Origin of the sequence: Marinobacterium rhizophilum DSM 18822 (genome assembly GCF_000378045.1) — a bacterium.
GTDB classification, from domain to species: Bacteria; Pseudomonadota; Gammaproteobacteria; order Pseudomonadales; family Balneatricaceae; genus Marinobacterium_A; species Marinobacterium_A rhizophilum.
The window spans coordinates 72,389-96,671 of sequence record NZ_KB899098.1 but is presented as its reverse complement, the minus strand read 5'-3'; the positions used below and the strand labels follow the sequence as shown (position 1 = coordinate 96,671).

Annotated in this window: 22 protein-coding genes and 1 tRNA gene; 9 read left to right on the top strand and 14 right to left on the bottom strand. The window is 59.4% G+C overall.

What is annotated here, in order from left to right; translation table 11 throughout:
• Positions 1 to 8: 8 nt before the first annotated feature.
• The 6 genes from F451_RS0112520 to F451_RS0112495 all read left to right on the top strand — a co-directional run bounded on the left by F451_RS0112520 (position 9) and on the right by F451_RS0112495 (position 7,592).
• Positions 9 to 1,196, top strand: a complete 1,188-nt coding sequence (locus tag F451_RS0112520; protein ID WP_083928422.1) for a glycosyltransferase family 4 protein — start codon at positions 9 to 11, stop codon at positions 1,194 to 1,196.
• Complete coding sequence (locus tag F451_RS0112515) at positions 1,189 to 1,785, top strand: sugar transferase (protein WP_020681715.1); 597 nt, start codon at positions 1,189 to 1,191, stop codon at positions 1,783 to 1,785. The genes F451_RS0112520 and F451_RS0112515 overlap by 8 nt, the downstream gene beginning before the upstream one ends.
• Positions 1,782 to 2,399 (top strand): acetyltransferase, encoded by a 618-nt coding sequence (locus F451_RS0112510; RefSeq protein ID WP_020681714.1) that lies wholly within the window; start codon positions 1,782 to 1,784, stop codon positions 2,397 to 2,399. Before F451_RS0112515 ends, F451_RS0112510 begins: the two co-directional genes overlap by 4 nt.
• Before the next feature lie 33 nt (positions 2,400 to 2,432).
• Positions 2,433 to 3,608 (top strand): DegT/DnrJ/EryC1/StrS family aminotransferase, encoded by a 1,176-nt coding sequence (locus tag F451_RS0112505; RefSeq protein WP_020681713.1) that lies wholly within the window; start codon positions 2,433 to 2,435, stop codon positions 3,606 to 3,608.
• 134 nt (positions 3,609 to 3,742) lie between these two features.
• Positions 3,743 to 5,644 carry an SEC-C domain-containing protein gene (locus tag F451_RS0112500; protein ID WP_020681712.1) on the top strand — a complete coding sequence of 634 codons (1,902 nt, stop codon included), beginning with the start codon at positions 3,743 to 3,745 and terminating at the stop codon, positions 5,642 to 5,644.
• 37 nt (positions 5,645 to 5,681) lie between these two features.
• Positions 5,682 to 7,592 carry a polysaccharide biosynthesis protein gene (locus tag F451_RS0112495; protein ID WP_020681711.1) on the top strand — a complete coding sequence of 637 codons (1,911 nt, stop codon included), beginning with the start codon at positions 5,682 to 5,684 and terminating at the stop codon, positions 7,590 to 7,592.
• Positions 7,593 to 7,753: 161 nt separating this feature from the next.
• Here F451_RS0112495 and F451_RS0112490 read toward each other — a convergent pair whose 3' ends face one another.
• The 7 genes from F451_RS0112490 to rpsU all read right to left on the bottom strand — a co-directional run bounded on the left by F451_RS0112490 (position 7,754) and on the right by rpsU (position 16,461).
• A complete protein-coding gene (locus F451_RS0112490) occupies positions 7,754 to 8,605 on the bottom strand; it encodes a DNA ligase (RefSeq protein ID WP_020681710.1) in 852 nt (283 codons plus the stop codon).
• Positions 8,606 to 8,808: 203 nt separating this feature from the next.
• A complete protein-coding gene (locus F451_RS0112485) occupies positions 8,809 to 11,022 on the bottom strand; it encodes an MFS transporter (RefSeq protein ID WP_020681709.1) in 2,214 nt (737 codons plus the stop codon).
• 527 nt (positions 11,023 to 11,549) lie between these two features.
• Positions 11,550 to 11,626, bottom strand: a tRNA-Ile gene (locus F451_RS0112480).
• 202 nt (positions 11,627 to 11,828) lie between these two features.
• Positions 11,829 to 13,670 carry an RNA polymerase sigma factor RpoD gene (rpoD, locus tag F451_RS0112475; protein WP_020681708.1) on the bottom strand — a complete coding sequence of 614 codons (1,842 nt, stop codon included), beginning with the start codon at positions 13,668 to 13,670 and terminating at the stop codon, positions 11,829 to 11,831.
• A 158-nt stretch (positions 13,671 to 13,828) separates the two neighbouring features.
• Complete coding sequence (gene dnaG, locus F451_RS0112470; RefSeq protein ID WP_020681707.1) at positions 13,829 to 15,694, bottom strand: DNA primase; 1,866 nt, start codon at positions 15,692 to 15,694, stop codon at positions 13,829 to 13,831.
• 32 nt (positions 15,695 to 15,726) lie between these two features.
• The gene (locus F451_RS0112465; RefSeq protein WP_020681706.1) at positions 15,727 to 16,176 is read right to left on the bottom strand and encodes a GatB/YqeY domain-containing protein; all 450 of its coding nucleotides are present in this window, start codon (positions 16,174 to 16,176) and stop codon (positions 15,727 to 15,729) included.
• 69 nt (positions 16,177 to 16,245) lie between these two features.
• A complete protein-coding gene (rpsU, locus tag F451_RS27240; RefSeq protein WP_083928421.1) occupies positions 16,246 to 16,461 on the bottom strand; it encodes a 30S ribosomal protein S21 in 216 nt (71 codons plus the stop codon).
• 252 nt (positions 16,462 to 16,713) lie between these two features.
• Here rpsU and tsaD point away from each other — a divergent pair, with 252 nt between their 5' ends.
• On the top strand, positions 16,714 to 17,742 hold the full coding sequence (gene tsaD / locus F451_RS0112455; protein WP_020681704.1) for a tRNA (adenosine(37)-N6)-threonylcarbamoyltransferase complex transferase subunit TsaD: 1,029 nt from the start codon (positions 16,714 to 16,716) through the stop codon (positions 17,740 to 17,742).
• Positions 17,743 to 17,764: 22 nt separating this feature from the next.
• Here tsaD and plsY read toward each other — a convergent pair whose 3' ends face one another.
• A complete protein-coding gene (plsY, locus tag F451_RS0112450; RefSeq protein WP_020681703.1) occupies positions 17,765 to 18,355 on the bottom strand; it encodes a glycerol-3-phosphate 1-O-acyltransferase PlsY in 591 nt (196 codons plus the stop codon).
• A 462-nt stretch (positions 18,356 to 18,817) separates the two neighbouring features.
• Here plsY and folB point away from each other — a divergent pair, with 462 nt between their 5' ends.
• Together folB and folK are read left to right on the top strand one after the other, a co-directional pair.
• Entirely contained in the window at positions 18,818 to 19,174 is a 357-nt protein-coding gene (gene folB, locus F451_RS0112445; protein ID WP_020681702.1) for a dihydroneopterin aldolase, read from the top strand.
• The gene (gene folK, locus F451_RS0112440) at positions 19,174 to 19,692 is read left to right on the top strand and encodes a 2-amino-4-hydroxy-6-hydroxymethyldihydropteridine diphosphokinase (protein ID WP_020681701.1); all 519 of its coding nucleotides are present in this window, start codon (positions 19,174 to 19,176) and stop codon (positions 19,690 to 19,692) included. The genes folB and folK overlap by 1 nt, the downstream gene beginning before the upstream one ends.
• Positions 19,693 to 19,743: 51 nt before the next feature.
• On the opposite strand, the gene F451_RS0112435 is transcribed toward folK, so the two are convergent.
• From F451_RS0112435 to pdxA, 6 genes are read right to left on the bottom strand one after another with little or no spacing between them, the layout of a single operon-like run.
• Positions 19,744 to 20,883, bottom strand: coding sequence for a tRNA nucleotidyltransferase/poly(A) polymerase-related protein (locus F451_RS0112435; protein ID WP_026291732.1), 1,140 nt, complete (start codon positions 20,881 to 20,883; stop codon positions 19,744 to 19,746).
• Positions 20,883 to 21,200 (bottom strand): thiosulfate sulfurtransferase GlpE, encoded by a 318-nt coding sequence (gene glpE, locus F451_RS0112430; RefSeq protein WP_020681699.1) that lies wholly within the window; start codon positions 21,198 to 21,200, stop codon positions 20,883 to 20,885. Before glpE ends, F451_RS0112435 begins: the two co-directional genes overlap by 1 nt.
• Entirely contained in the window at positions 21,193 to 22,050 is an 858-nt protein-coding gene (locus tag F451_RS0112425; RefSeq protein ID WP_020681698.1) for a symmetrical bis(5'-nucleosyl)-tetraphosphatase, read from the bottom strand. Before F451_RS0112425 ends, glpE begins: the two co-directional genes overlap by 8 nt.
• Positions 22,051 to 22,061: 11 nt before the next feature.
• Entirely contained in the window at positions 22,062 to 22,448 is a 387-nt protein-coding gene (apaG, locus tag F451_RS0112420) for a Co2+/Mg2+ efflux protein ApaG (protein WP_026291731.1), read from the bottom strand.
• Positions 22,435 to 23,259 carry a 16S rRNA (adenine(1518)-N(6)/adenine(1519)-N(6))-dimethyltransferase RsmA gene (gene rsmA, locus F451_RS0112415; protein ID WP_020681696.1) on the bottom strand — a complete coding sequence of 275 codons (825 nt, stop codon included), beginning with the start codon at positions 23,257 to 23,259 and terminating at the stop codon, positions 22,435 to 22,437. The genes apaG and rsmA overlap by 14 nt, the downstream gene beginning before the upstream one ends.
• Positions 23,256 to 24,275 carry a 4-hydroxythreonine-4-phosphate dehydrogenase PdxA gene (gene pdxA / locus F451_RS0112410; protein WP_020681695.1) on the bottom strand — a complete coding sequence of 340 codons (1,020 nt, stop codon included), beginning with the start codon at positions 24,273 to 24,275 and terminating at the stop codon, positions 23,256 to 23,258. The genes rsmA and pdxA overlap by 4 nt, the downstream gene beginning before the upstream one ends.
• Between the last annotated feature and the right edge of the window lie 8 nt (positions 24,276 to 24,283).

The window sequence follows — 24,283 nt, the reverse complement described above, 5'->3', positions numbered from 1 at the left end:
TTCCTTGTATGTCAGGGAGTACCCGCTCTTATGAAATGGCTCGAAGGCTGGTAGAAAGTGGCCATGAAGTACATATGATTACCAGTTGGAGGGAGTCACACCATTCGGAAGAATGGTTTACACAGATGGTTGATGGCATCCATGTGCACTGGCTGCCGGTATTTTACGCGAATAGCATGGGTTTTTTCTCTAGAGTCCGGGCGTTTTTCAGATTTGCACTCGCCGCCGCCTTTAAATCAGCATCTTTTAGGGACGCTGACGTTATTTTTGCAACGAGTACACCGTTGACAATTGCACTTCCTGGAGTTTATGCATCCCGTCGGCTGGGGATACCAATGGTGTTCGAGGTGCGTGATCTCTGGCCTGAGTTGCCGATCGCTATTGGAGCCCTGCGTAATCCGTTATTATGCGTTGCGGCGCGCTGGCTTGAGCGGTTTGCGTATCGCAATGCTGAACGTATTGTGGCCTTGTCTCCAGGGATGAAGGAGGGCGTCGTCCGGGCTGGTTATCCGACGAGATCGGTTTCCATTATTCCGAACAGCGCAGATCTGGCTTTATTCAATCCAGAAGGCTATCGTCCTGCTGCTTTTGAGCAGCGTTATCCCGAGCTGGCCGGATGCAAGCTGGTTGTCTATGCCGGCACTTTGGGCAGGGTCAATGGTGTCGGTTATCTGGTGGATATCGCTGCCGAGTGTCTCATTCTGATGCCGGAATGTCGCTTCGCAATCTTTGGCCAAGGGCAGGAACGGGACGCGGTTCTTGATAAAGCATCCCAGCTTGGTGTGTTGGGGAGAAATCTATATTTATATGAGCCCGTCTCGAAAAATGAGATGCCGCAGGTTTTGGGGGCCAGTGATATTGCGGTTTCCCTGTTTATTGACTTGAAGCCAATGTGGGCGAATTCTGCGAACAAGTTTTTCGATGCGCTGGCGTCGGGCACTGCTGTTGCTCTCAACTATGGGGGCTGGCAGGCTACTTTGATCGAGGAATCCGGTGCAGGTCTTGTGCTCAGTACCCATGACCCTCGGGCCGCGGCGGCTTCCCTGGTGACGTTTCTGAAAGATGAACCGCGACTTCGGATTGCTGGCCAGCAGGCCCTGCGACTTGCGCGGGAGCGATTTGATCGCGATCGCTTGGCGGCCGAACTCGAACAGGTGCTGAAAGTAGCAACAGAGAAATATTGTAAGCATGAGTAAACGGATTTTTGACATTCTGGTATCGGCTTCTCTGTTGATGCTGTTGCTGCCAATCTATCTACTAGTCGCTGGGTTTGTGGGGCTTTTTATCGGCACGCCGGTATTATTCAGTCAGATACGGCCGGGCCAATATGGGCGAGCGTTCAAGCTCTTCAAATTTCGCACGATGAGCGACGAAACAGGCGCGGACGGCCAACTGTTACCCGATGAGCATCGCTTGACCGCATTTGGGCGTTTACTACGTTCGAGCAGCCTGGATGAGTTGCCGGAATTGTGGAATGTGCTCTTAGGTAATATGAGCCTTGTGGGGCCCAGACCCCTGCTGATGGAGTATCTGCCTTTATACAATGACAAGCAGAGACGGCGCCACGAAGTACGGCCAGGCATTACCGGCTGGGCCCAGGTGAATGGGCGCAACAACCTGTCCTGGGAAGAAAAATTCAAGCTCGATGTCTGGTATGTGGACAACCGAACCTTCTGGCTGGACCTGAAGATCCTTTGGCGAACAGTCATGAAGGTCATTTTGCGAGAAGGAATCAATGCGCAAGGTCAGGCGACCTGCGAGAAGTTCAGAGGAAGTGATTCGTGAAGCGGCTGGCAATACTTGGCGCCAGCGGGCACGGTAAGGTTTTGGCTGATATGGCCGAGTTGCTCGGTTGGCAGGATGTAATCTTCTTCGACGATGCCAAGCCCTGGATTGAGAAAGCGGGTCGGTGGCGAGTAGAGGGTGGTACAAGTGAGTTGATCGCGACAATCCAAGCCTATAACGGGGCAATTGTCGCGATTGGAGACAATCTTGTCCGCCTGGATAAACAACGTCTTCTTGCCGAAAGCGGCGGTGCGTTGATCTCTCTAGTACATCCGCAGGCCTCCGTCAGCCGCTATGCATCGATCGGAGCCGGCTCTGTGGTCATGGCCGGCGCTGTGATCAATGTTGATGCCCATGTGGGCAAGGGGTGCATTATCAACACAGGAGCTACGGTCGATCACGATTGTGAGTTGGGTGATGGCGTGCACTTGAGTCCGGGGGTGCACTTGGCGGGAGGAGTTAAAGTGGGTCGAGAAAGTTGGGTCGGTATTGGGGCCTCTGTGAAGCAACTTGTAAGTATTGGCGACGGGGTGGTTGTAGGCGCAGGCGCTGCAGTTGTCCAGAACTTACCTGATCGTTGTACTGCGCTAGGTGTTCCGGCCCGGATTGTCTGATCGATCTTATTCAAAGCTTTAAGGAGACAGTAATTGCTCAATACCCCGTTTTCACCCTGGCCAAGTTTCACCGACGAAGAAGCTGAGGCGGTCAGGCGAGTGCTGCTGTCCAACAGGGTCAATTACTGGACGGGTAACGAGGGCCAGGCTTTCGAGGTCGAGTTTGCGGACCTAGTGGGCTGCCAGTTTGCCGTAGTGGTCTCTAATGGCACCGTCGCGTTGGAACTCGGTCTCAAAGCGCTGGATATCGGTCCCGGTGACGAAGTCATCGTGACGAGTCGTACGTTCATTGCTTCGGTTTCGGCAATTGTTTCGGTCGGGGCTGTGCCGGTTTTTGCCGACGTAGATCGCGACTCCCAAAATATTACCGTAGATACCATCACATCCGTTCTGACAGCGAGGACCAGAGCCGTGGTCTGTGTGCACCTTGCAGGCTGGCCCTGCGATATGGATTCGATCCTACAGCTTGCCAAGTCAAGAAATCTTAAGGTGATTGAAGACTGCGCCCAGGCACATGGGGCTTCCTACAATGGGAAGAGTGTTGGCACGCTGGGGAATATTGGCGCCTGGTCTTTTTGCCAGGACAAGATCGTCACGACGGGCGGAGAGGGCGGCATGGTCACAACCAATGATCCGGCTCTCCTGGACCGTCTCTGGTCGTTAAAGGATCATGGCAAAAGCAGAAACGCGGTATTGAGTCTGGATCATCCGCCAGGGTTTCGGTGGCTCCATGAGAGTTTCGGCACAAATGCGAGAATGACGGAAATGCAGGCGGCGATTGGCAGGCTGCAGTTGAAGAAGCTTCAGGGGTGGCACGAAGTTCGCCAGCACAATGCGCACAGCATCCTGGATACTGCCCGTCAGCTACCCGGATTGCGGGTGCCTGCTGTACCAGCCCATATCTGCCATGCCTGGTACAAGTGTTACATGTTCGTCGAGCCCTCTGCCTTGCAGCCGGGCTGGAGCCGGGACCGAATAATGGCTGAGATAGTCGCACGAGGTGTTCCTTGTTACACGGGTTCCTGCTCGGAGGTTTATCGTGAAAAGGCTTTCGATGACACCGGTTGGCGGCCTGTAAATCCGCTGCCCATTGCCAAGGAGATCGGCGAAACCTCTCTAATGTTCCTTGTGCACCCGACCTTAAAACCGTATGAAATTGACAAGACCCGTACGGTGCTTGAGGAAGTCATGAACTTGGCGGCTCGATAACATTTGCAGATGTTTTGCATATGCTACTGGTATGAACCGTATTTCTGAATACTACCTGCGAATAACTTTACGCGGCATTGCTGCAGTCGTTATGCTGGCGTCCGCCTATATGTTGATATTACCAAAGGTTAACTGTGCATCCATTTGAGCCCGTTGATGAGCCGCTACAACTTGAAGCGCTGCTGCAGGATGCTGCCCGCGAGATTTTCCGTGACCAGCGCTTTGGGTCGTTCAATCGCTGGCTGCGGCATAATTTTGATAATTACTGCGCGCCGGGCATGTTTGATGAGGGTCTGGCGCCCGGTACTGTCCAGGCGCTGACCGGACACTTGGCGCGGGAAATCTGGAAGTACATGCCGCTGCCTGGTAATAATTTCAAGCCGCGCCCCTTGCCCAAGCTGAAACCCAACGACCCCTGTGCCTGTGGCTCCGGTGTCATGTTCAAGCAATGTTGCCAGCCCTTAAGTGGCAGCTTTTCGCTCTCGCTTGAAAGTGAGCAGGTGTGGGTGTTTGCGATTCCCGCATTGCAGGAGTTTGGCCTGCTGGAACAGGCCATCGCCAGCCATCAGATTCCGCAGGAAGGCCTGCTTGAGGCCGCCATTGAGCTGTTCGACAAAGACCAGTACCGCAAATCGGCGGCGTTGCTGAAGCCCATGGTGGCACTGGGCAATGCGACCAACTCTTCCGGCCTGCACGACTACGCGCTGAACCTGCTGTGCAATTGCTACGATGCGCTGGGATTTCATCGCAAGAAGCGGCTGCTGCTGGATACCCTGGTTGAGCAGGCACCAAAGTCGGTGCTGCGTGGCAGTGCGTGGCAGCGCCTGGCCTGCATTCTGATGGATGAGGGGGATGGCAAGGCCGCCTGGCAGGCGTTCCAGAAGGCGCAGCGCGATACGCCCCACAGCGATAGCCTGGGCGTGCTGGAAATCCAGCTGCTGATGGCCGGCGGGCGCCTGAGTGAAATACCGCCGCGGGCCGAGTTCTGGCGCCGGCAGCTGCTGCGCTCGGGGCTGCAAAAAGATGACCCCCAGGTGGAATTGCTGAAGGGCTTCACGCAAGATCCGGTGGGCATGATGCTGGAGGTCTCCGGTGCCGAGGAGCTGCTGGAGCTGCACCGCTGGATCACGCTGCAGCAGGATAGACCCGTTGCTGCGTATCAGCTCGAACCGCTGGAGTTTGAAGATCACAAGGGTGTTTCGGTCGCGGGTGCCGTGCTGGTTGCCCCCGCCGAATTGACGTCCGTGCGCGCGCGCTGGGCAAAGGTGTATCCGCTGGAGGCGCCTTTCGGAGTGGGCTCGCATACCCAGGATGAACTGGACCCCTGGGAGCCCGAGCTGTTTGACCGCTGGATGGGTGTGCTCAGCCGTTATCCGGCCGCCTGGGATGATATCGCGGTACTGGATGATCTCGCCGCGTTGTTGCTCGACGAGCAGTTCTGGGGCGATTCAGCGGCCCAGCAGTTGCTCGAAAGGGTGCTACGCCGCAGCCGCGCTATTGTGACCGCCGCCGTGGCTGCGGACACACACTTGCCCTGGCTGGTGCAGGAGAACCGTCCGGCCCTGCGGGCGCTGGTGCGGCTGGTCTCACTGTTGAATGAAAGCGGGCGCAGTAAAGAAGCTTTGGCGCTGAGTGAGTGGATACTTCGGCTCAACCCCGGGGACAATCACGGCTTGCGCTGGGAGCTGATGAACGCCTACCTGATGGCCGGGCGTGATCGTGATGCGCTGGCCCTGGCGCAATGCTACGCCGGTGAGGTGGCGCCACAGACGCGTTATGGTCAGGTGCTGGCGCTGTATCGTCTCGGCGACATGGCTGGAGCCGAGTTGGCGTTGCGCGAGGCCCATGGGGATTTGCCCTATGCTGCGCGCTATCTATACCTCAAGCGCATTCGCCAGCCCGAGTTGAGCGAGCACGGCATCAGCCTGGGCGGGGAGGATCAGGCCTGGCTGTACCGTGATGCCATGCGCAGCACCTGGGAAGAAACCGACGGCGCGCTGCAGTGGCTTAAGAAGTTGGCCAGAAGCCTGCCCTGATACCGCGAGCACCTGCAAACCCGTAACGGATACTCCAATGCTGAATCAAGTGCTGTCGATGTCGCGTAATCAGAAACGGATGGTGTTTCTGCTGTTCGACGTACTCGCGCTCACAGTCACCTGCTGGCTCAGTTTTGCACTGCGCTACGGCGAGTGGGATGCCATGGGCTTCGCGCACTGGCCGGCCTATATCCTGGCGCCGGTGGTTGCGGTGCCGGTGTTCGTGCGGCTGGGGCTGTACCGTGCGATAACGCGCTATATCGGGCCGCGGGCGCTCTGGACGGTGGTCAAGGCGGTATCGCTGTTTGTGCTCATCTGGGCGGCCATCACCTACATGATCGGCTTCGAGATGCGGGTACCGCGCTCGGTGCTGCTCATCTACTGGTTTATCGCCCTGGTGGTTATCGGCGGCAGCCGCCTGCTGGCACGCTGGCTGCTGCTGCAGCAGTTTCCGGGCGGCCTGCATCGTATTGCGAATACCGACCGCGTCATCATTTACGGTGCCGGTTCCGCCGGGCGGCAGCTGGCCACAGCGCTGGAAAGCTCCAGCGAGCTCAGTGCCGTGGCCTTTGTGGATGACAATCCGGCACTGGCCGGGCTCGAGGTGCACGGGCTGGTCATCCATCCGCCGGAACAGCTGGAGCGCCTGATTGACCGTTATGAGGCATCGGAGGTGTTGCTGGCCCTGCCGTCGGCCGGGCGGGAGCGACGGCGCGAACTGCTGGCACTGCTGGAGACTCTGCCCGTCAAGGTGCTGACCCTGCCGGGGTTGTCTGACATCGCCAGTGGCAAGGTGGCCCTCAGCGATATTCGTGAAATAGAGATTGCCGATGTGCTGGGTCGCGAAGAGGTGGCGCCCCATGAGGCCCTGATGGCGGCCAATATCCGTACTCAGGCGGTGATGGTGACCGGCGCCGGCGGCTCTATCGGTTCGGAGCTGTGTCGCCAGATCATTGGCCAGCAACCTCAGCGCCTGGTGTTGTTCGACAGCTCCGAGTATGCCCTCTACCAGATCGAGCAGGAGCTGACACCGCTCTGCGCCGATCAGGGCATCGAGCTTGCGACAGTGCTTGGTTCGGTGACCGAGCAGCCCCTGCTGGAGCTGACCATGAACCATTACCGGGTGGCGACGCTGTACCATGCGGCCGCCTACAAGCATGTGCCGATGATGGAGCGGAATATGGTGGTGGGGGTACGCAATAACCTGCTGGGTACGCGGGCTGTGGCTCTGGCCGCGGTAGCAACGGGCGTGCAGAACTTTGTCCTGATCTCCTCTGACAAGGCGGTGCGCCCCACCAATGTGATGGGGGCGACCAAGCGCTGCGCCGAGCTGATGCTACAGGCGCTGGCGGCGGAGCCCGGCCATGGCACCCGCTTTGCCATCGTGCGTTTTGGCAATGTGCTGGGCTCGTCGGGGTCGGTGATTCCACTGTTCCGCCAGCAGATCGTGGCCGGCGGTCCGGTGACCGTCACCCATCCGGAAATGACCCGCTATTTCATGACCATTCCCGAAGCCGCCGCGCTGGTCATCCAGGCCGGCGCCATGGCGGAATCCGGCGATGTGTTCGTGCTGGATATGGGCCAGCCGGTACGAATTCTCGAAATGGCGGAGCAGATGATTCGCCTGGCCGGCTTTTCAGTGCGCAACAACATGGCGCCCAACGGCGATATCGGCATCGAATTCACCGGGCTGCGCGATGGCGAAAAACTGTATGAAGAGCTGCTGATCGGCGAGGACGTGACCGGCACCTCGCACCCCATGATCATGAAGGCCAGTGAAGAAATGCTGCCGCTGGCGCAGTTGCAGCCCGTACTGCAACAGATCGAAGCTTGCTGCGATGCCTTTGATTGTGAGGGTATTCGTGACCTGCTGCTGCGTCATGTCAGCGGCTACAAGCCCCCGCATGAAATTCCCGACCCCTTCAGCCGACCCCGGCGAGTGCATTAACGGCCGCGCAGATATTGCCGAATCGGCTTCTCGCTAACATTCGCCGGGCTTCGTCGCGGGGCGCGACTCCTACGGGCGTTTGGGCCGGCCACGTCATTGCATGTTTCCGTAGCGACGGCTGCATGTTCCCGTAGACGTAGCGTCCCGCTGCGAACAGCGGGCTAATCGGGCCTAATGCGCAGGAAGCGGGCGAAGCGCGGCAGCTTGTTGGCCGTCAGTCCGTTGTAGCGATACGTGACCCGGCTGCCCAGTGGTGGCGGGTCACGTCGTTGCGCATCGCTGAGGCCGGCGCCCAGGCTGAATTGTTGCCCCGCATCGTTTTCCACTCTCAAGGCGCCCACCATCCCCTCGTACTTGCCGCTGCCCGGCAGGTATCCCGTCACTGTCGCCTCTTTATCCTGGTATTGCTTGTACTTGAGCTGGTTGTTGCTGCGCCCGATGTGATAGAACGCATTGCGCCGTTGTAGCATCAGGCCTTCACCTCCCTGAGTGCTGACTTGTGCCAGGTAGGCTTCGAGCTGGGCTCTGCTGTTCATCATCCGTTGCTCGACGATCTTTACCCAGGGCAGGTTCAGCTGCTCCAGGTGTTGCCCCAGTGCGCGCTGGCGCTGATCGAAGGTGGCGGGGTGGGACGGGAGGTCGAATACCCGGTAACGGACCTGGCGCCAGAGTACATCATCCGGGGTATAGCTGCGGCTAATCGCGGATACTTCGGCGAATCGGCCACGGCCTATCCAAAGCTCGCCATCCATTGGGGTATCGGGCCAGTTGCGGGTGAACCAGGTCGGCGCGCTGATGGGATATCCACCGCGGCTGAGCAGATGCTGGCCATTCCAGTAGGCGCGAACGCCGTCGAGCTTCTCGCTCACGCTGTACTGGGTTAGGTCGAGGCTCGACAGGTCTGCGTCGGTCTGGGCGTCGTTAGCCAGCATCAGAGGTGCGGGTGCGGCGCTGATAATGGCGGGTGCAAGCGCCAGGGTTGCGCCCAGTAACAGACAGGTATCGTGGTTCATGATGGCTTCCTCCCTGAAACCGAGTCAGTAAAATAGATGGTGATGCCGGATCCGTAGCATCTGCAGACAGACTAGCTGGTCGTTGCGATCACTACCAGCCCTGTTTTGAAGAGGGGTATGCAGTTTGGCGGTGCGAAGACGCGTTGCCAGCTCGGGGGAACAAGCACCAGCGCCTGAAGCTTCAGGCCCTGGTGCTTGTCAATTTAACTGTGGCCGGTTTTTTCGGAATCCGGCACATAGTCCGGGAAGATGCTCGCCTGAGGGCGGTCATCAATGTCGGAGGTCAGGCGTTCTTCAAAGCCTTCTACCGCCTGCAGCTGCTCGATTACATCCGAGGCCAGATCCGGGCGCGACTCCACCATCATGGCGGCGACATCGATGGTCTGGTCCGGCATGCTCTCGCTGCTGTGACTGATGTAATCGCTGAAGGCATCGGCGACGCGCTCGTCGGCTTCCTGATGGGCCTCATTATGCGTGTCGGTCTCGAGCTGGGGCGCCTGGGTGCCAATCATGCCATCATCCTCCACGACAGCAGCGTTCTGTTCCCGCTCTTCAATTAGGCTGTGCACATAAGCTGCGGCGACCTCGGTGGCGGCTTCAGGCATGGCTTGCGCTACCTTGTAGGCCAGGTCCGCGGCATGTTCGGGCATGATTTCAACCAGGCGATTGTAAAGGTCGGCGGCCAGGTGCTCGGGGTGGGTCGCGGCCCGGTCGACCGGACGCATGTCTTCAAGCCCTTCGGACAGGTGGCTGGCGTAGGTTTCTGCCATATCCAGCAGCAGTTCAGGTGCTTCATCTGCATAGCTCTCGGCGAAGGACTCGGCGGCGCTGCCAAAAATGTCGAGGCTATGCTCCGGTACGGCTTCGGCAATGGCCACCAGTATTTCCGATAGCTGCTCCGGGCGCTCGCGGGCCAGCCAGGTCACCAGCTCATCGGTGTGCTCGGGGGAGACGGCAGCGAGTGCTTCGGCGATATCCAGGCTGAGTTCGGGCGCTGCACTGGTAATGGCTGCATAGAGCCGGGCAATATCCACTTTTTCAACCTTGGTCAGGGCCACGGCCAGCTGGGCGGCTTCTTCGGGCGCGCTTTCTGCCAGCGCCATGGCCATGCGTACCGCGGCGGCCGGATTGTTCTGGGCGACTTTCACGGCGATTGAGGCTTCATGGCTCAGCGGCTGTTCGGGCGCGTGGTATTCGAAGCGCGGGTCGATCTCGGTGGAGCTGGTACCGGTCATGCCCTGCATGACAAATTTCTCCTGCGCCTCGACGGGCAGGGCGTGGCGAACTTTCATGCGGTAGACAACGAAAATAACCAGCAGGACTTCCAGTACAGCAAGGAACTGGAACAGGGCGTCGTTGCCGAATTTTTTCATTGCCAGCGAGGCCGCGTAGGGGCCGATAATGCTGCCCAGCGAGTAGACCGCTATCAGTCCCCCCATGGCGGCGACCATATCATTTTGCAGGACCTTGTCAAAAGTCTCGGAGATGCTCATGGGGTAGATGCAGGCGATGATACCGGTGGTGATGGCGATCGCCAGCATCAGCGGGTAAAGGCTGTCCAGCCCCGACAGCACTGGCACCAACAGGCAGGCGGTGATGGTAATTAGAAGCAGCCCGAAGAGCACGGTTCGACGGTCGAAATGATCCGACAGAAAGCCCACCGGAATCTGCAGTATAAAGGCGCCGAAAATGGCCGAGGCCATGAACAGAGACAGGTCAAAGCCGCTCAGGCCGTGGCTGTTGGCGAACAGCGGCAGCATGTTGAGCAGGCCGCTATACAGAAGGCCGCAGAAAAAGCAGGCGACAACACCCAGCGGTGATAGCCGGAACAGGGCGAGCATCGACATGGAGCGTATGTCAGCTACCGCGGGGCCTGACTTGCGGCTCATTACAATGGGAATCAGCGCAAGCGACAGTAGCATGCCGGCCACGATGAACAGGGTTTGAGCGCTGGGGCTGTCCAGGTTCAGCAGAAACTGGCCGATGAAAAAGGCGCCCATGATAACAATCTGGTTGGCAGCCAGAATGCGGCCTCGAGTTTTAGCCGTAGCGCTTTCGCTCAGCCAGCTGTCGATGGCGGCAAAAGCGCAGGCGATACAAAACCCCATGAGCATGCGCATGGCGCCCCACAGCCAGGGGTTGGTCGAGAGGCCACAGGCCAGGATACTGATGGCGGCGAGGGCGGCGACCGCCGCGAACATGCGGATATGGCCGGCGCGAATAATCAGCACTCGGCTGTAGAGCCCGCCGAACAGCATGCCGACGGCATACATCGACAGCACCATACCGATGGTATCCGTACTCATGCCCTCGATACCCATGCGCACGGGCAATAGCAGGCCGATCAATCCGAAGCCGAGCATCATGATGAAGCAGCTCAGCAACAGCGAAAACAGGGGGAGCAGGGTGACGATCACGAAAGGATTCCAAACGAATAGGAGAACACGGAAAGCCGCAATCTAGTTTTGCAGGCAGGCGATGTCAAACAGGGAAAGGTCAATCAGCAAATAAATCTGTAAAGCATACGCCGGGCGGGATAATAGCCTGCGGGCCGAACTGTTGAAGCAGGATGAAGCGATGCGATGAGCGGGACTCGGCGAACAGTCGAACTGAGACCCCGTAGGAGGCGCGCCCCGCGACGAAGCTTTGCAGCTGTTCGCGGCCATGCGTCGTTCCGACGGAAATATGCAATGACGTGGTGGGCCCAGCAGAGCAACAAGACGAGCAGCATCCAAAGCATTGCTTTGGTCGTTTTGTGCGACTCAAATCTGTGATTTGAGGATTGAATAGTCCAATGAGGACTGGCGCGACTGAAAGGAGTGGTGGGCCCAGCAGAGCAACAAGACGAGCAGTATCCAAAGCATTGCTTTGGTCGTTTTGTGCGACTCAAATCTATGATTTGAGGATTGAATAGTCCAATGAGGACTGGCGCGACTGGAAGGAGTGGTGGGCCCAGCAGGACTTGAACCTGCGACCAATCGATTATGAGTCGATTGCTCTAACCAACTGAGCTATGGGCCCGTCAACGAGGGCGAATTATAACGGCTGCTGTAGACGGAGCCAATAGCCGTTTGAAATTCCTCTGGTTTTTATGGGTTGAGGGAGCCTAAGAAAGCAGTTTTTGCGCGTTTAGGCACTGGGCGCGAAGATAAGTACTGGCCGGCAATAAAAAACCGCAGCCCGTGGGCTGCGGTTTCTGCAGAGCGGTAACGCCGGCACAGCGTTACTCGTCGAGGAAGCTGCGCAGGTGATCGGAGCGGCTCGGGTGGCGCAGTTTGCGCAACGCCTTGGCTTCGATCTGGCGAATACGCTCGCGGGTGACATCGAACTGCTTGCCGACTTCTTCCAGCGTGTGGTCGGTGTTCATGTCGATACCGAAACGCATGCGCAGCACCTTGGCTTCGCGGGCGGTCAGGCCGGCCAGAACTTCGCGGGTCGCTTCACGCAGACCTTCGCCGGTAGCGGAATCCACCGGGGAAGACAGTGTGATGTCTTCGATAAAGTCGCCAAGGCTGGAGTCTTCATCGTCGCCGATCGGCGTTTCCATGGAGATCGGCTCTTTGGCGATCTTCAGCACCTTGCGGATCTTGTCTTCCGGCATGTCCATGCGCTCGGCCAGTTCTTCCGGCGTTGCTTCACGGCCCATTTCCTGCAGCATCTGGCGGGAAATGCGATTGAGCTTGTTAATGGTCTCAATCATGTGCACCGGAATACGGATGGTGCGAGCCTGGTCGGCAATGGAGCGCGTAATCGCCTGGCGAATCCACCAGGTCGCGTATGTCGAGAACTTGTAACCCCGACGGTATTCGAACTTGTCCACCGCCTTCATCAGGCCGATATTGCCTTCCTGGATAAGATCCAGGAACTGCAGACCCCGGTTGGTGTATTTCTTGGCGATGGAAATAACCAGACGCAGGTTGGCCTCGACCATTTCCTTCTTGGCACGGCGAGCGCGGGCTTCACCAATCGACATGCGACGATTGATTTCCTTGATTTCGGCGAGGTCAATCCGGGCCTCTTCCTGGATCTGGATCAGCTTTTTCTGGGCCCGTTTCAAATCCACCAGGTTGCGCTGCATGGCGCCGGCGTAGGCCGGGCCCTTGGCAATGATTTCTTCAAACCACTGGGTGTTGGATTCGTTGCCCGGGAATGCCTTGATAAAGTCGCGGCGCGGCATCTGTGCACGCTGGGTGCAGATGCGCATGATGGATCTTTCCTGCTCGCGAATACGGGCAACACAGGCACGTACACGGGTGACCAGCAGCTCGTAATAGCGCGGTGACAGCTTGATCGGCGAGAAGGCTTCACCCAGGGTTGCCAGAGCTTCCTGTGCGGCGGGCGCGTTGCGGTCGCCGTCGACCAGGGCGAGGTTTACGGCTTCAAGCTTGTCCAGCAGGTTGGCGAAGCGCTGACGGGCCTCTTCGGGATCGGGACCGCGGTCCTTTTCCTCGGTGTCGTCATCGCTGTCGTCATCGTCATCGTCGTCATCGTCGGTGTCGTCGTCTTCGTCGATCTCTTCGGTCTCCGGCACTTCGAGTACGAAGTTGCTTTCGTCCGGATCGATGTAGCCGCTGAAGATATCGCTCAGGCGACCTTCTTCCTGCAGGGTAACCTCATAGGCACCCAGCAGAGTTTCGACAGAACCCGGGAAGCAGGCCAGTGCCGACATGACTTCACGAATGCCTTCTTCGATGCGCTTGGCGATGAGAATCTCGCCTTCGCGGGTCAGCAGTTCGACTGTACCCATTTCGCGCATGTACATGCGCACCGGGTCGGTGGTGCGTCCGGCGTCGGAGTCGACCGCTGCAAGTGCGGCAACCGCATCCTCGTCAGCTTCTTCGGCCGAGTCGCCTTCGGTCATGAGAAGGGTTTCCGCATCCGGCGCTTCCTCGGTGACCGAGATGCCCAGTTCGTTGATCATGCGGATGATATCTTCGACCTGATCCGGATCCGCGATATCTTCTGGCAGATGATCGTTTACCTCGGAATAGGTCAGGTAACCCTGTTCCTTGCCTCGGGCGATCAGTTCCTTGAGACGAGATTGCTGCTGAGAGGTATCTGTCATAGAGGCCCTACGAGAAGATGAAAGATAGGTGACGTAAAAGTGAGCGCGATATTATACATTCGAAGATGGCTTAAATCCAGTTGGCGCCGGTTTTCCCGGCCCCGCACCCATTAAAAATAGACCAGATTCCCGCCGGAGTAGTTGCATGGCGGCGAAGATTAATTTTGCCGGCTGGCCAGGAGCTGTGTGAGGCGCTGTTTTTCGTCCTGCGTCAGGGGGGATTGGCGGTTCTTTTTCAGCAGTGCATCCAGTTCCATTTCCGGGCGGCGTTCGCGCAGCAGGCGTTTAATAGCATCCTGCAGTTCGCGTTCGGCACCGTCCGTCAGTGGGGTGTTGTGGGCGATTTCGTTCAGCATCATCAGCCAGGCTGAGCGCTGCGGATCTTCCTGCCAGTCGATCACCAGGGTGCCGAGGGATGCATTGGGTGTGGTTTGCAGGTAATCCACCAGGGCAATCAGCATGTCGGCGTTGCGTTCGGCCATGCCCTGCAGCTCGCTGGCGGGTGCAATGCTGGCGGCCAGCTGGGGGAAGTGCAGCAGGCATGAAATGGCCTTGTCGCACAGGTCGAGGTTGCCCGTCTGGCTGCGCGGTCGCGGTCTGCGGGCCGGTAGCTCGGCATCTCGGCCCGAGTGCGGCCCGGCCGAGCGGGTGCCCTGGGGAGCCTGCTGTACCGGCGGCAGTGGCTGTTCCGGTACTGCGGCATCCGTGGTGGCCTGGTGCAGGTTGATCACACTGTTTATCTGCTCCAGTGACAGGCCGGTGATCTCGCAGATGCGCTCGAGCATCATTTGCTGCAACAGGCTCGGCTGCATGGCGCGGATCAGCGGCAGGGCGCGGGTGCTGAAGCGGGCGCGGCCGTCCATGCTCTCGAGGTCGGCCTGTTCGGTCTGGGAGCGGAAAAAGTACTCCGACAGCGGCAGGGACTGGTCGATGCGGATCTGGAAGGCATCGCGTCCTTCGGTGCGTACCAGGCTGTCGGGGTCTTCGCCTTCGGGCAGGAACAGGAAGCGGGCTTCCTGGCCGTCACGAATGACCGGCAGGGTGGTTTCCAGTGCCCGGCCGGCGGCCTTGCGGCCCGCCTCGTCGCCATCGAAACAGAACACGACTTCCGGTACCACCTTGAACAGACGCTCCAGGTGCTGGGCGCTGGTGGCGGTGCCGAGCGTTGCAACAGCATAATGAATGCCGTGCTGGGCCAGGCCAACGACATCCATATAGCCTTCCACAATCAGCAGGCGCTTCAGCTGGGCGTTGGTCTGGCGTGCTTCGTACAGGCCATAGAGTTCGCGGCCCTTGTGGAAGGTCTCAGTCTCGGGGGAGTTAAGGTATTTGGGCTTTTCATCCCCCAGTACCCGGCCGCCGAAGGCGATGACACGCCCGCGCATGTCCCGGATCGGGAACATGATGCGCTCGCGAAATCGGTCGTAATGGCTGTTGCGCTCTTCGTTGTGGATCAGCATGCCCGCCTGTTCCAGCGCGTCGGTGCGCTGCTTGTCTGCACCCAGTGCCTGCAGCAGGTTGTCCCAGCCGGGCGGCGCATAGCCGATGCCAAAGGCCTTCGCAGCCTGGCCGCTGAGACCGCGCCCCTTGAGGTAGTTTATGGCGGTGTCGCGCTGGGGGTGCTGTGTCAGTTGCTGCTGATAGAAGCGCGCGGCTTCATCCAGAATGCCATACAGATCCTTGAGCTGCTTTTCGCGCTGGGCCTGCTGCGGGCTGTTGTTTTCGCGTGGCACTTCCATGCCGACGAGGCGGGCGAGTTCTTCCACTGCGACGGGAAAATCGAGGCGATCGTATTCCATCAGGAAGCCGATGGCATTGCCGCCGGCGCCACAGCCAAAACAGTAGTAGAACTGCTTTTCGGGGCTGACGCTGAAGGACGGGGATTTTTCCTTGTGGAACGGGCAGAGCCCGGAGTAGTTCTTGCCGGTGCGCTTGAGTCGCTCGACGCGGCCGTCGACGACGTCAATGATATTGACGCGGGCCAGAAGGTCGTCGATAAAATATTGCGGGATACGACCTGCCATTGCGGACCTGCTGAGAAAGATTCAGCGGGAGTTTAACCGGCCAGCTGGTCTTTTACGAGCTTGGATACTGCACCTGCATCGGCGCGTCCCTGAATTTGTGGCTTGATAATCGCCATGACCTTGCCCATGTCCTGCATGGACTGGGCCGCGGTAGTACTAATGGCCTGGGCAATCAGGTCGGCCAGCTCCTGTTCTGTCAGCGGTTGCGGCAGGAAAGTTTTAATCACCTCCAGCTCCTGGCGCTCTAGGTCAGCCAAATCCTGGCGACCCGCTGTGTCAAACTGCGAGATTGAATCGCGGCGCTGCTTTTGCATCTTGTCGAGCACGGCCAGCACGCGGGTATCATCCAGTTCGATGCGTTCATCAACTTCGATGCGCTTGATCTCAGACATGATCAGACGGATAGCCCCCAAACGTGCCTTGTCTTTGGCGCGCATGGCTGCTTTCATCTCGGTACTGATTTGCTGCTTGAGTTCAGACATCAAAACACCCTTTTAGAAAGTGGTTGCTAGTTGATGGAATCGACTGAACATACGTTCAACTCGAGTCGATCAGTAAAGGCGTACGCGGCGAGACTGCTCGCGGGAAACCTTTTTCATGTGACGTTTAACGGCTGCAGCAGCTTTGCGCTTGCGAACAGATGTTGGCTTTTCGTAGAACTCGCGACGACGTACTTCAGCCAGAACACCGGCTTTTTCGCAGGAACGCTTGAAACGACGCAGGGCTACGTCAAACGGCTCGTTTTCTTTAACTTTTACGCTAGGCATCTATCTTGGACCTTGCTGTTAGTGTCAATTACATGAGGCTTTATCAATGTCTTCATCCAGACCGTAAACCTCCCTCAAGAGGAGGTCGCAGCTCTTACTACTTCGATGAAGGCGCAAAATTTTATATCGCAGGGGTCTGGCTGTAAAGTGCAGGCGGTGATATTGAACCATTTTTGCGCGATAATGCGCCCTTTGTGGCCTGGGTGACAGGTCTGCCTGGCGAATCATTTACAGCGGTTGGCGACGATACTGATGCGAGTACTGGGAATCGAAACATCCTGCGACGAAACCGGCGTCGCGATTTACGACAGCGAGCACGGCTTGCTGGGCGATGCTCTCTACAGCCAGATTGCCATGCATGCCGAATACGGTGGCGTGGTGCCGGAGCTGGCGTCCCGCGATCATGTGCGCAAGTTGCTGCCGCTGGTGCGCGAAACCCTGGCCCAGGCGCGGCTGGACAAGTCCGAGCTGGATGCCATTGCCTACACTGCAGGTCCCGGCCTGATCGGTGCGTTGATCGTGGGGGCCTCGACTGCCCGGGCCATGGCCCTTGGGCTCGGTATTCCTGCGGTGGGTGTGCATCACATGGAGGGGCACCTGCTGGCACCGATGCTGGAGGATTCGCCGCCTGAATTTCCCTTTGTCGCGCTGCTCGTATCCGGCGGGCATACCCAGCTGGTGCGCGTCGACGGTATTGGTCGCTACGAACTGCTGGGCGAGTCCCTGGACGATGCGGCCGGCGAAGCCTTTGACAAGGCCGGCAAGATGCTGGGGCTGGACTATCCGGGCGGGCCGGAAATCGCCAAACTGGCCCGTCATGGCGATGCCAGCCGGTTCCGCTTCCCCCGGCCGATGACCGACAGGCCGGGGCTTGATTTCAGTTTCTCGGGTCTCAAGACATTCACGCTGAACACCGCCAACCAGTTGCGCGATGCCGACGGCCAGCTGGATGCACAGAGCAAGGCCGATATTGCTGTCGCCTTTGAAGAGGCGGTGGTGGATACCCTGGCGATCAAGTGCAAGCGCGCCCTGCAGCAGACCGGCCTGCGCCAGCTGGTGATTGCTGGCGGAGTGAGCGCCAATGCCCGTCTGCGCGAAAAGCTTGATGAGGTGGTGCGCCGGCAGCACGCGTCGCTGTTTTATGCCCGCCCCCGTTTTTGCACCGATAATGGCGCCATGATTGCCTATGCAGGCTGCCAGCGGCTGCTGGCCGGCCAGTCGAATGATCTGAGTATCAGTGTTTTTCCGCGCTGGTCCATGGATACGCTGCCGGCAATTTGAGCCGCCATTGTATTGGCAAGCGTTACAAGCGGTGTTCAGTACCCTTGAGCAGGCGCCTGATATTGTCGCGGTGGCGCACGATCAGCAGCAGGCAAATCAGGGCGATGGCGCCGAGGTGCTCCGGCAGCAGTATGTAGGTCGCCAATGGCGTTACTAGCGCAGTGCCCACGGAGGCCAGCGACGCGGTTTTGCCAATGGCCGCCAGCACCAGCCAGATGCCCAGGGCCAGCAGCCCCAGTGGCGGGCTGAGGGCAAGGCACAGGCCAAAGGTGGTGGCGACGCCCTTGCCGCCACGCATATAGCCGAACAGCGGGAATATGTGCCCCAGCAACACGGCCAGTGCGCAAAGGCCGGTTTGGGCGGTGCCGAGTTCGGCGTGCCGCGCCAGGCTGACCGCAATCACGCCCTTGGCGACATCGCCCAGCAGTGTCAGGATGGCGGCCGTGCGATTGCCCTGGCGCAGTACGTTGGTCGTGCCAGGATTGCCTGAGCCCAGCTGGCGCGGGTCCTCGAGCCCCATGGCATGACACACCAGTACCGCCGTTGGCACAGAGCCAAGCAGATAGGCAAACGCTGCAATCAGCGTGGGCAAGAGAGTGTCCGATCCCGGCATGCGTCTGTCCGCGGGTTGTTCGACGGCGAGACCTATACCCTAATCTCAATTTGATCAAGATACAAACGACCCGGTTAACCTTTTAAATCAAGGGTTTGTTGGGCTCTGTCGGGGCTGCAGAACAGGCCCCGCGTGCGTTAATCCACCCTGTAGCAGGCATCTATCACATTAATGTTTCTTGCATCCAGTGATCCGCTGGTGGCCTGCTCTGCGTATCGAATGTCGCTCGGCCACACGCCAATTGATGTCGGTCGGTGGTAACATAGTCGGCTGAAAAGGCGGCCTGGTTGGTGTCAGTATGTACTGCCTTACTGTTGTCGCGAGAGTCCGCACCAGTGCCTTGTGGTTTAAGGGCCGGCGACTGTCACCGACAGCTACTGGGCCTGGGTGAAAAAAGTCTTAGAGACCCTCTGTGACGGGTTCTAAAAAACATATTTAAATCAGTAATTTATTGGGTTGAACGTGGATATAGTCTATATACGCGAGCTGCAGGTGCAGACCGTCATCGGCATTTACGACTGGGAGCGCGAAGTGCGCCAGGCGGTCAGTCTGGACCTGGAGATGGGCACTGATATTCGCGAGGCTGCCGCCACCGAGGATATCGAGAACACCCTGAACTACAAGTCGGTTTCCAAGCGGCTGATTACCTTCATCGAGGGTAGCGAGTTTCTGCTGGTGGAAACCATGGCCGAAGAGATTGCACAGCTGGTGATGCAGGAATTTGGTGTACGCTGGTTGCGTTTGCGTCTGGGCAAGCCCGGTGCTATTCGCGGGGCACGGGATGTCGGCGTGCAGATAGAGCGGGGGGAAAGGTTCTAATGACTAGGGTCTATGTCAGTATCGGCAGCAATATTGAGCGCGAACGTAATATTGCGGCCGGGCTGGACGGCCTTGCCCAGGCGTTTGGCGAGCTGACGCTGTCCTCGGTGTTCGAGAGCGAGGCGGTCGGCTTTGCCGGTGATCATTTCTATAACCTGGTTGCAGGGTTCGAAACAACGCTGGCGGTGGGCGACCTGTCGCGGCAACTCAAGGGCATTGAAGATCGCAATGGGCGTTGCCGGCAGGGGCCCAAGTTCAGCGGCCGTACACTGGATATCGACATCCTGACCTATGACGACGTCTGTGGACTGATCGACGGTGTCGAGCTGCCGCGCGCGGAAATTCTGTTCAACGCTTTCGTGCTGCAACCCCTGGCCGAAATCGCCCCCCAGGGCCTGCATCCGGTGACAGGTGAATCCTACGCATCACTCTGGCAGCAGTATGACAAGCAGAAACAGCGACTCTGGGTGGTGGATTTCACCTGGCGCGGGCGCCTGTTTTCGCAGGCGCACGCCTGACAGTCTGGCTAAGCCGCGCCAACTATTCGCAGAGCATCCAGGCGGCGCCGGCTAAAACGTGAGCCGGGCGCAGGCTGCCTGCTGGCGTCGCTTGAGTTCATCCCCCAGTGCCTTGCCCTTGAAGCCCTGCTGCATCAGTTGCGCAGGTGTTGTTTCAGTCAGGGCACGGTGCAGTGCCTGCAGGCGCTCAAGCGCGGGCGGGCCATCGACATTGAGCCAGGCGGCCAGGTTGTCGAAGCAGCGGGCGAGGCTGGGCATGCGTTCGGGGCGGCGTAACAGGTCCAGCCCATTGGCGACGGCCAGGCGTGCCTCTCCATCGGCCTGGGGCAACTGCAGCATGCCCGCCTGCTGACTGCTCACCAGCAAAGCCTGATCGCGGTAGCTGCGGGGCGCTTTGAGGCGCAGGCAGAGTGCCTCGATGCGCGGGCGTATGTCATCCGCCGCGATGTTTTCGATCAGCAGGGCAGCACAGGTCAGTACCGCAAAGCGCTCCTGTGTTTTTGGCAGTTCCGCAAGTCCGGTTGCCAGGGCGGGCCAGGCCGGGTTGCGTTGCAGCGCTGCGAATTCGCTAAAAAGAATCTCCAGCGCGCCACAGCGTTGCAATACGTCGATAAACACGCCGGGGGACGGCTCGCCCAAGGCTCGTTCAAACTCCTGCCAGACCCGCTCGGCACTCAGGTAGCTCAGTTCGCCGGCTGTGGATAACTTTCGCATCAGGGCCAGGGTTTCATCGGCGACGCGAAAGCCCAGCGCCGCGTAACGGGCCGCAAAGCGTGCCACCCGCAGCACCCGTAGCGGGTCCTCGGCAAAGGCGGGCGATACGTGGCGCAGAATGCGCTTTTGCAGGTCTTGCTGGCCGCCGTAGGGATCGGTCAGGCTGCCGTCGGGCGCTTCTGCCATGGCATTGATGGTGAGATCGCGGCGCAGCAGGTCCTGTTCCAGCGTGACATCCGGGCTGGCGTAATAGACGAAGCCGCCATAACCGTGGCCGGTTTTGCGCTCGGTGCGGGCCAGGGCATATTCCTCGCCGCTGTCGGGGTGGATAAACACCGGAAAGTCGGCGCCGACGGGCTTGTATCCCCGGTCGATCATTTCTTCTGCGCTGGCGCCGACGACAACCCAGTCGCGGTCGTAGATGGGGTAGCCGAGCAGTCGGTCCCGCACCGCGCCGCCCACCAGATAGGTCTGCATCAGCGGCTGCACTTGTCCGGATGTTCTGCCTGCCAGGCTTCGAAGCCGCCATTGAGGCTGTAGACCGCATCAAAACCCATGTGAGCCAGCTGGGCCGCCGCGTTCTGGCTGCTGAAACCATGGTAGCAGCAGACAATCAGCGGCTGATCCATGTCGCTGTCGCGGATAAAGTCCTGCAGCGTTTCGTTGTTCAGGTGCACGGCATTGGTGATGTGGTTCTGGGCGAAGCTGTCGGGGTCGCGAATATCGGCGATGGTTGCGCCTTGTTCGATCAGGGCCAGGGCTTCCTGGCCGGAGATGCACTTGAATTCATCCATCGGAGAGTACCTTTGTCTTGGCGGTGTCGGAGGCGGCATTGCGCAGCGCGCTGCAATCGCAGGAATAATAGCGCTGGTCTTCGAGGCGCATGGCGGTGAGGCTGTTGCCCCACACGCAGCCGGTATCCAGTGAAAACAGCTGGGGGTTTCGCAGGCCACCTTCCAGTGCCGCCCAGTGTCCAAAAATAATGCGCTGTTCGGCGGCCTTGCGCGGGTGGCTGTACCAGGGCATAAAACCGGCGGGCTGTGTATCGAGACCGCCCTTGGCGGCGAAGTCGAGCCGGCCCTTGCTGTCGCAAAAACGCATGCGTGTCAGGTAGTTGGTAATAACGCGCAGGCGGTCCCAGCCCTTCAAATCCTTGCTCCAGCAATCGGGCTTATTGCCGTACATGTGCTGAAAAAAGGATTCTGCCTCGGGACCCTGTAGCACGGTTTCCACTTCGCGGGCGCGCTGGCTGGCCTGCTTGAGCGACCAGTCGGGGGGAATGCCCGCGTGCACCATGACGTAGTCCAGCTCGGCATCGTGCACCAGCAGGGGCTGCTGCAACAGCCAGTGCATGAGTTCGTCGCGATCGTCGGCCTCGAGGATCGGCCCCAGGGTGTCGCTGCGCCGGGGCTGGGTCACGCCATAATGAATGGCCAGCAGGTGCAGGTCATGATTGCCCAGCACCACGCGGGCACGGCTGCCCAGGCTGCGCACGAAGCGCAGCGTTTCCAGCGAGCGGGGGCCGCGGTTGACCAGGTCTCCTGCCAGCCAGAGCTGGTCGCTGTCGCCAAAGCCGATGCGCTCCAGCAAGCGCATCAGCTGATCGAAGCAGCCCTGGATATCGCCGATTGCGTAAGTGGCCATGGCAGCGCGGCTCAGTGCAGTGCGTTGGGCTGGGCGAGCGTGAAGGGGACGATGGGGGCGTCGAATTCGTGTCCGTCGTCGCTACGCATGTGGTAGTGCCCCTGCATGCTGCCGACATGGGTCGCGAGGACGGTGCCGCTGGTGTAGCTGTAGCTGGCACCGGGCTCAATCAGCGGCTGCTCGCCGACGACGCCCTCACCAGCCACTTCTTGTACATGTTCGTTGCCATCGGTAATCAGCCAGCGGCGGCTGAGCAGCTGAACGCTTTGTGCGCCGTGGTTGGTGATGGTGATGTGATAGGAAAAGACAAAACGCTTGCTGTCGGGATCCGACTGCTCGCTGAGGTAGTTTGTCTTGACGTCGATCTGAACGTTCTCGCCCAATTTACTCGACTCCATGGTGTTCCAATTCTTGACTGCTGAGGTAATCGCTGATTCTAACAAATTCTTCCAGTGTAAGCCGTTCGGGTCGCAGGCCCGGGTCTATTCCCAGGGCGGTCAGGGCGTCGGCATCCAGCAGGGTGCGCAGGTTGTTGCGCAGTGTCTTGCGGCGCTGGCTGAAGGCGGTACGCAGTACATCCTGCAGCATGCGCTCACTTTTGGCCGGGTGGGGCAGTTGTGCATAAGGCGTGAGACGCACGATGGCCGAGTCCACCTTGGGCGCCGGGTTGAAGGCGCCAGGCGGCACCAGGAACAGCGGCTCAACCTTGCAGTAATACTGGGTCATGATGCCCAAACGGCCGTAGTCGCTGGTGCCGGGGCCTGAGGCCAGGCGATCAACCACTTCCTTTTGCAGCATGAAGTGCATGTCCTGGATCAGGCCGGCGTGGCTGAGCAGGTGAAAGATCAGTGGCGTGGAGATGTTGTAGGGCAGATTGCCCACGATCCGCAACGGGCGGCCGTCGGTGCGCAGTTCGGCAAAGTCGAATTTGAGCGCATCGGTTTCAAAGATGCGAAAGCGCTCTTCATAGTTGAAAAACTTGGTGCGCAAAATCGGGATCAGGTCGCGGTCCAGCTCGATGGCGTCCAGCGCATTGGCTTCGGCCAGCAGCTCTTCGGTCAGTGCGCCGAGGCCCGGGCCTATTTCCACTAGGTGCTGGCCTTCGCGTGGCGAGATCGAGCGGATAATCTGACGGATGATGCCCTGATCGTGCAGGAAGTTCTGGCCAAATCGTTTACGGGCCTTGTGGCCTGCGGGTTTTTTGCTCATGAATCCTCGGGTGTAAGATGACGGTGGCTGGCCATGAGTGCGGCGCAGTCGATGGCGGCCTTCAGGCTGCCGCTGTCGGCGTTGCCGGTGCCTGCCAGGTCCAGGGCGGTGCCGTGATCAACCGAGGTACGGATGATGGGCATCCCCAGCGTGATGTTGACGGCGTTGCCAAATCCCTTGTATTTGAGTACGGGCAACCCCTGGTCGTGATACATCGCCAGCACGGCATCGGCCTGGCTCAGGTATTTCTCGTTAAAAAGTGTATCGGCGGGCAGCGGGCCGCTCAGGCGCATGCCGCGGCCGCGCAAGCGCTCCAGTGCGGGCTCGATGGTGTCGAGTTCCTCGTGTCCCAGGTGCCCGCCTTCACCGGCGTGGGGATTCAGGCCGGCAACGAGGATGCGGGGATCAGCAATGCCGAAGGAGTGGATCAGCTCACTGTGCAGCACGCCAATGACCTGTTCCAGCAACGGACCTGTAATGGCATCTGCGACGTCGCGCAGTGGCAGGTGGGTCGTGGCCAGGGCTACACGCAGCCCTTCGGTGGCCAGCATCATGACGACCTTGTCACTGCCGGTGAGTTGCTCAAGGAGTTCGGTATGCCCGCTGAAGGGCACGCCGGCATCGTTGATCACGCCCTTGTGCACCGGTGCCGTCACAAGCGCATCAAACAGGCCTTGCTGGCATCCGCGGGTGGCGGTCTCCAGCGTCTGCAGTACGTAAGCGGCATTGCGGGTGTCGAGCTGGCCGGGTTTGGCCGTCGCGGCCAGCGGAACAGGCAGTACCTTAAGCGTGCGTGCCAGGCTTGGCCCGGGCGCGGCGGTGGGGTCGAACAGTTCGATACTCAGCGGCAGGTGCAGCTGTTCGGCGCGCTGGCGCAGAAGGTCCGGGTCACACACGGCAACCAGCTCATGGGGATGGCCCTGCTGTGCGATCTGGATGCAGAGATCTGGTCCTATCCCGGCAGGTTCGCCCGGCGTAATCGCCAGGCGCCGTACGGGCTGTGTCAGAGGTTTCACTGCGGTGT

Excerpts from the sequence above, each read along its gene's own strand:
- F451_RS0112520 (WP_083928422.1), top strand. The coding sequence starts at position 9 with ATGTCAGGGAGTACCCGCTCTTATGAAATGGCTCGAAGGCTGGTAGAA.
- F451_RS0112515 (WP_020681715.1), top strand. The coding sequence starts at position 1,189 with ATGAGTAAACGGATTTTTGACATTCTGGTATCGGCTTCTCTGTTGATG.
- F451_RS0112495 (WP_020681711.1), top strand. The coding sequence starts at position 5,682 with ATGCTGAATCAAGTGCTGTCGATGTCGCGTAATCAGAAACGGATGGTG.
- F451_RS0112490 (WP_020681710.1), bottom strand. The coding sequence starts at position 8,605 with ATGAACCACGATACCTGTCTGTTACTGGGCGCAACCCTGGCGCTTGCA.
- rpoD (WP_020681708.1), bottom strand. The coding sequence starts at position 13,670 with ATGACAGATACCTCTCAGCAGCAATCTCGTCTCAAGGAACTGATCGCC.
- dnaG (WP_020681707.1), bottom strand. The coding sequence starts at position 15,694 with ATGGCAGGTCGTATCCCGCAATATTTTATCGACGACCTTCTGGCCCGC.
- F451_RS0112465 (WP_020681706.1), bottom strand. The coding sequence starts at position 16,176 with ATGTCTGAACTCAAGCAGCAAATCAGTACCGAGATGAAAGCAGCCATG.
- rpsU (WP_083928421.1), bottom strand. The coding sequence starts at position 16,461 with ATGCCTAGCGTAAAAGTTAAAGAAAACGAGCCGTTTGACGTAGCCCTG.
- tsaD (WP_020681704.1), top strand. The coding sequence starts at position 16,714 with ATGCGAGTACTGGGAATCGAAACATCCTGCGACGAAACCGGCGTCGCG.
- plsY (WP_020681703.1), bottom strand. The coding sequence starts at position 18,355 with ATGCCGGGATCGGACACTCTCTTGCCCACGCTGATTGCAGCGTTTGCC.
- folK (WP_020681701.1), top strand. The coding sequence starts at position 19,174 with ATGACTAGGGTCTATGTCAGTATCGGCAGCAATATTGAGCGCGAACGT.
- F451_RS0112435 (WP_026291732.1), bottom strand. The coding sequence starts at position 20,883 with ATGCAGACCTATCTGGTGGGCGGCGCGGTGCGGGACCGACTGCTCGGC.
- glpE (WP_020681699.1), bottom strand. The coding sequence starts at position 21,200 with ATGGATGAATTCAAGTGCATCTCCGGCCAGGAAGCCCTGGCCCTGATC.
- F451_RS0112425 (WP_020681698.1), bottom strand. The coding sequence starts at position 22,050 with ATGGCCACTTACGCAATCGGCGATATCCAGGGCTGCTTCGATCAGCTG.
- apaG (WP_026291731.1), bottom strand. The coding sequence starts at position 22,448 with ATGGAGTCGAGTAAATTGGGCGAGAACGTTCAGATCGACGTCAAGACA.
- rsmA (WP_020681696.1), bottom strand. The coding sequence starts at position 23,259 with ATGAGCAAAAAACCCGCAGGCCACAAGGCCCGTAAACGATTTGGCCAG.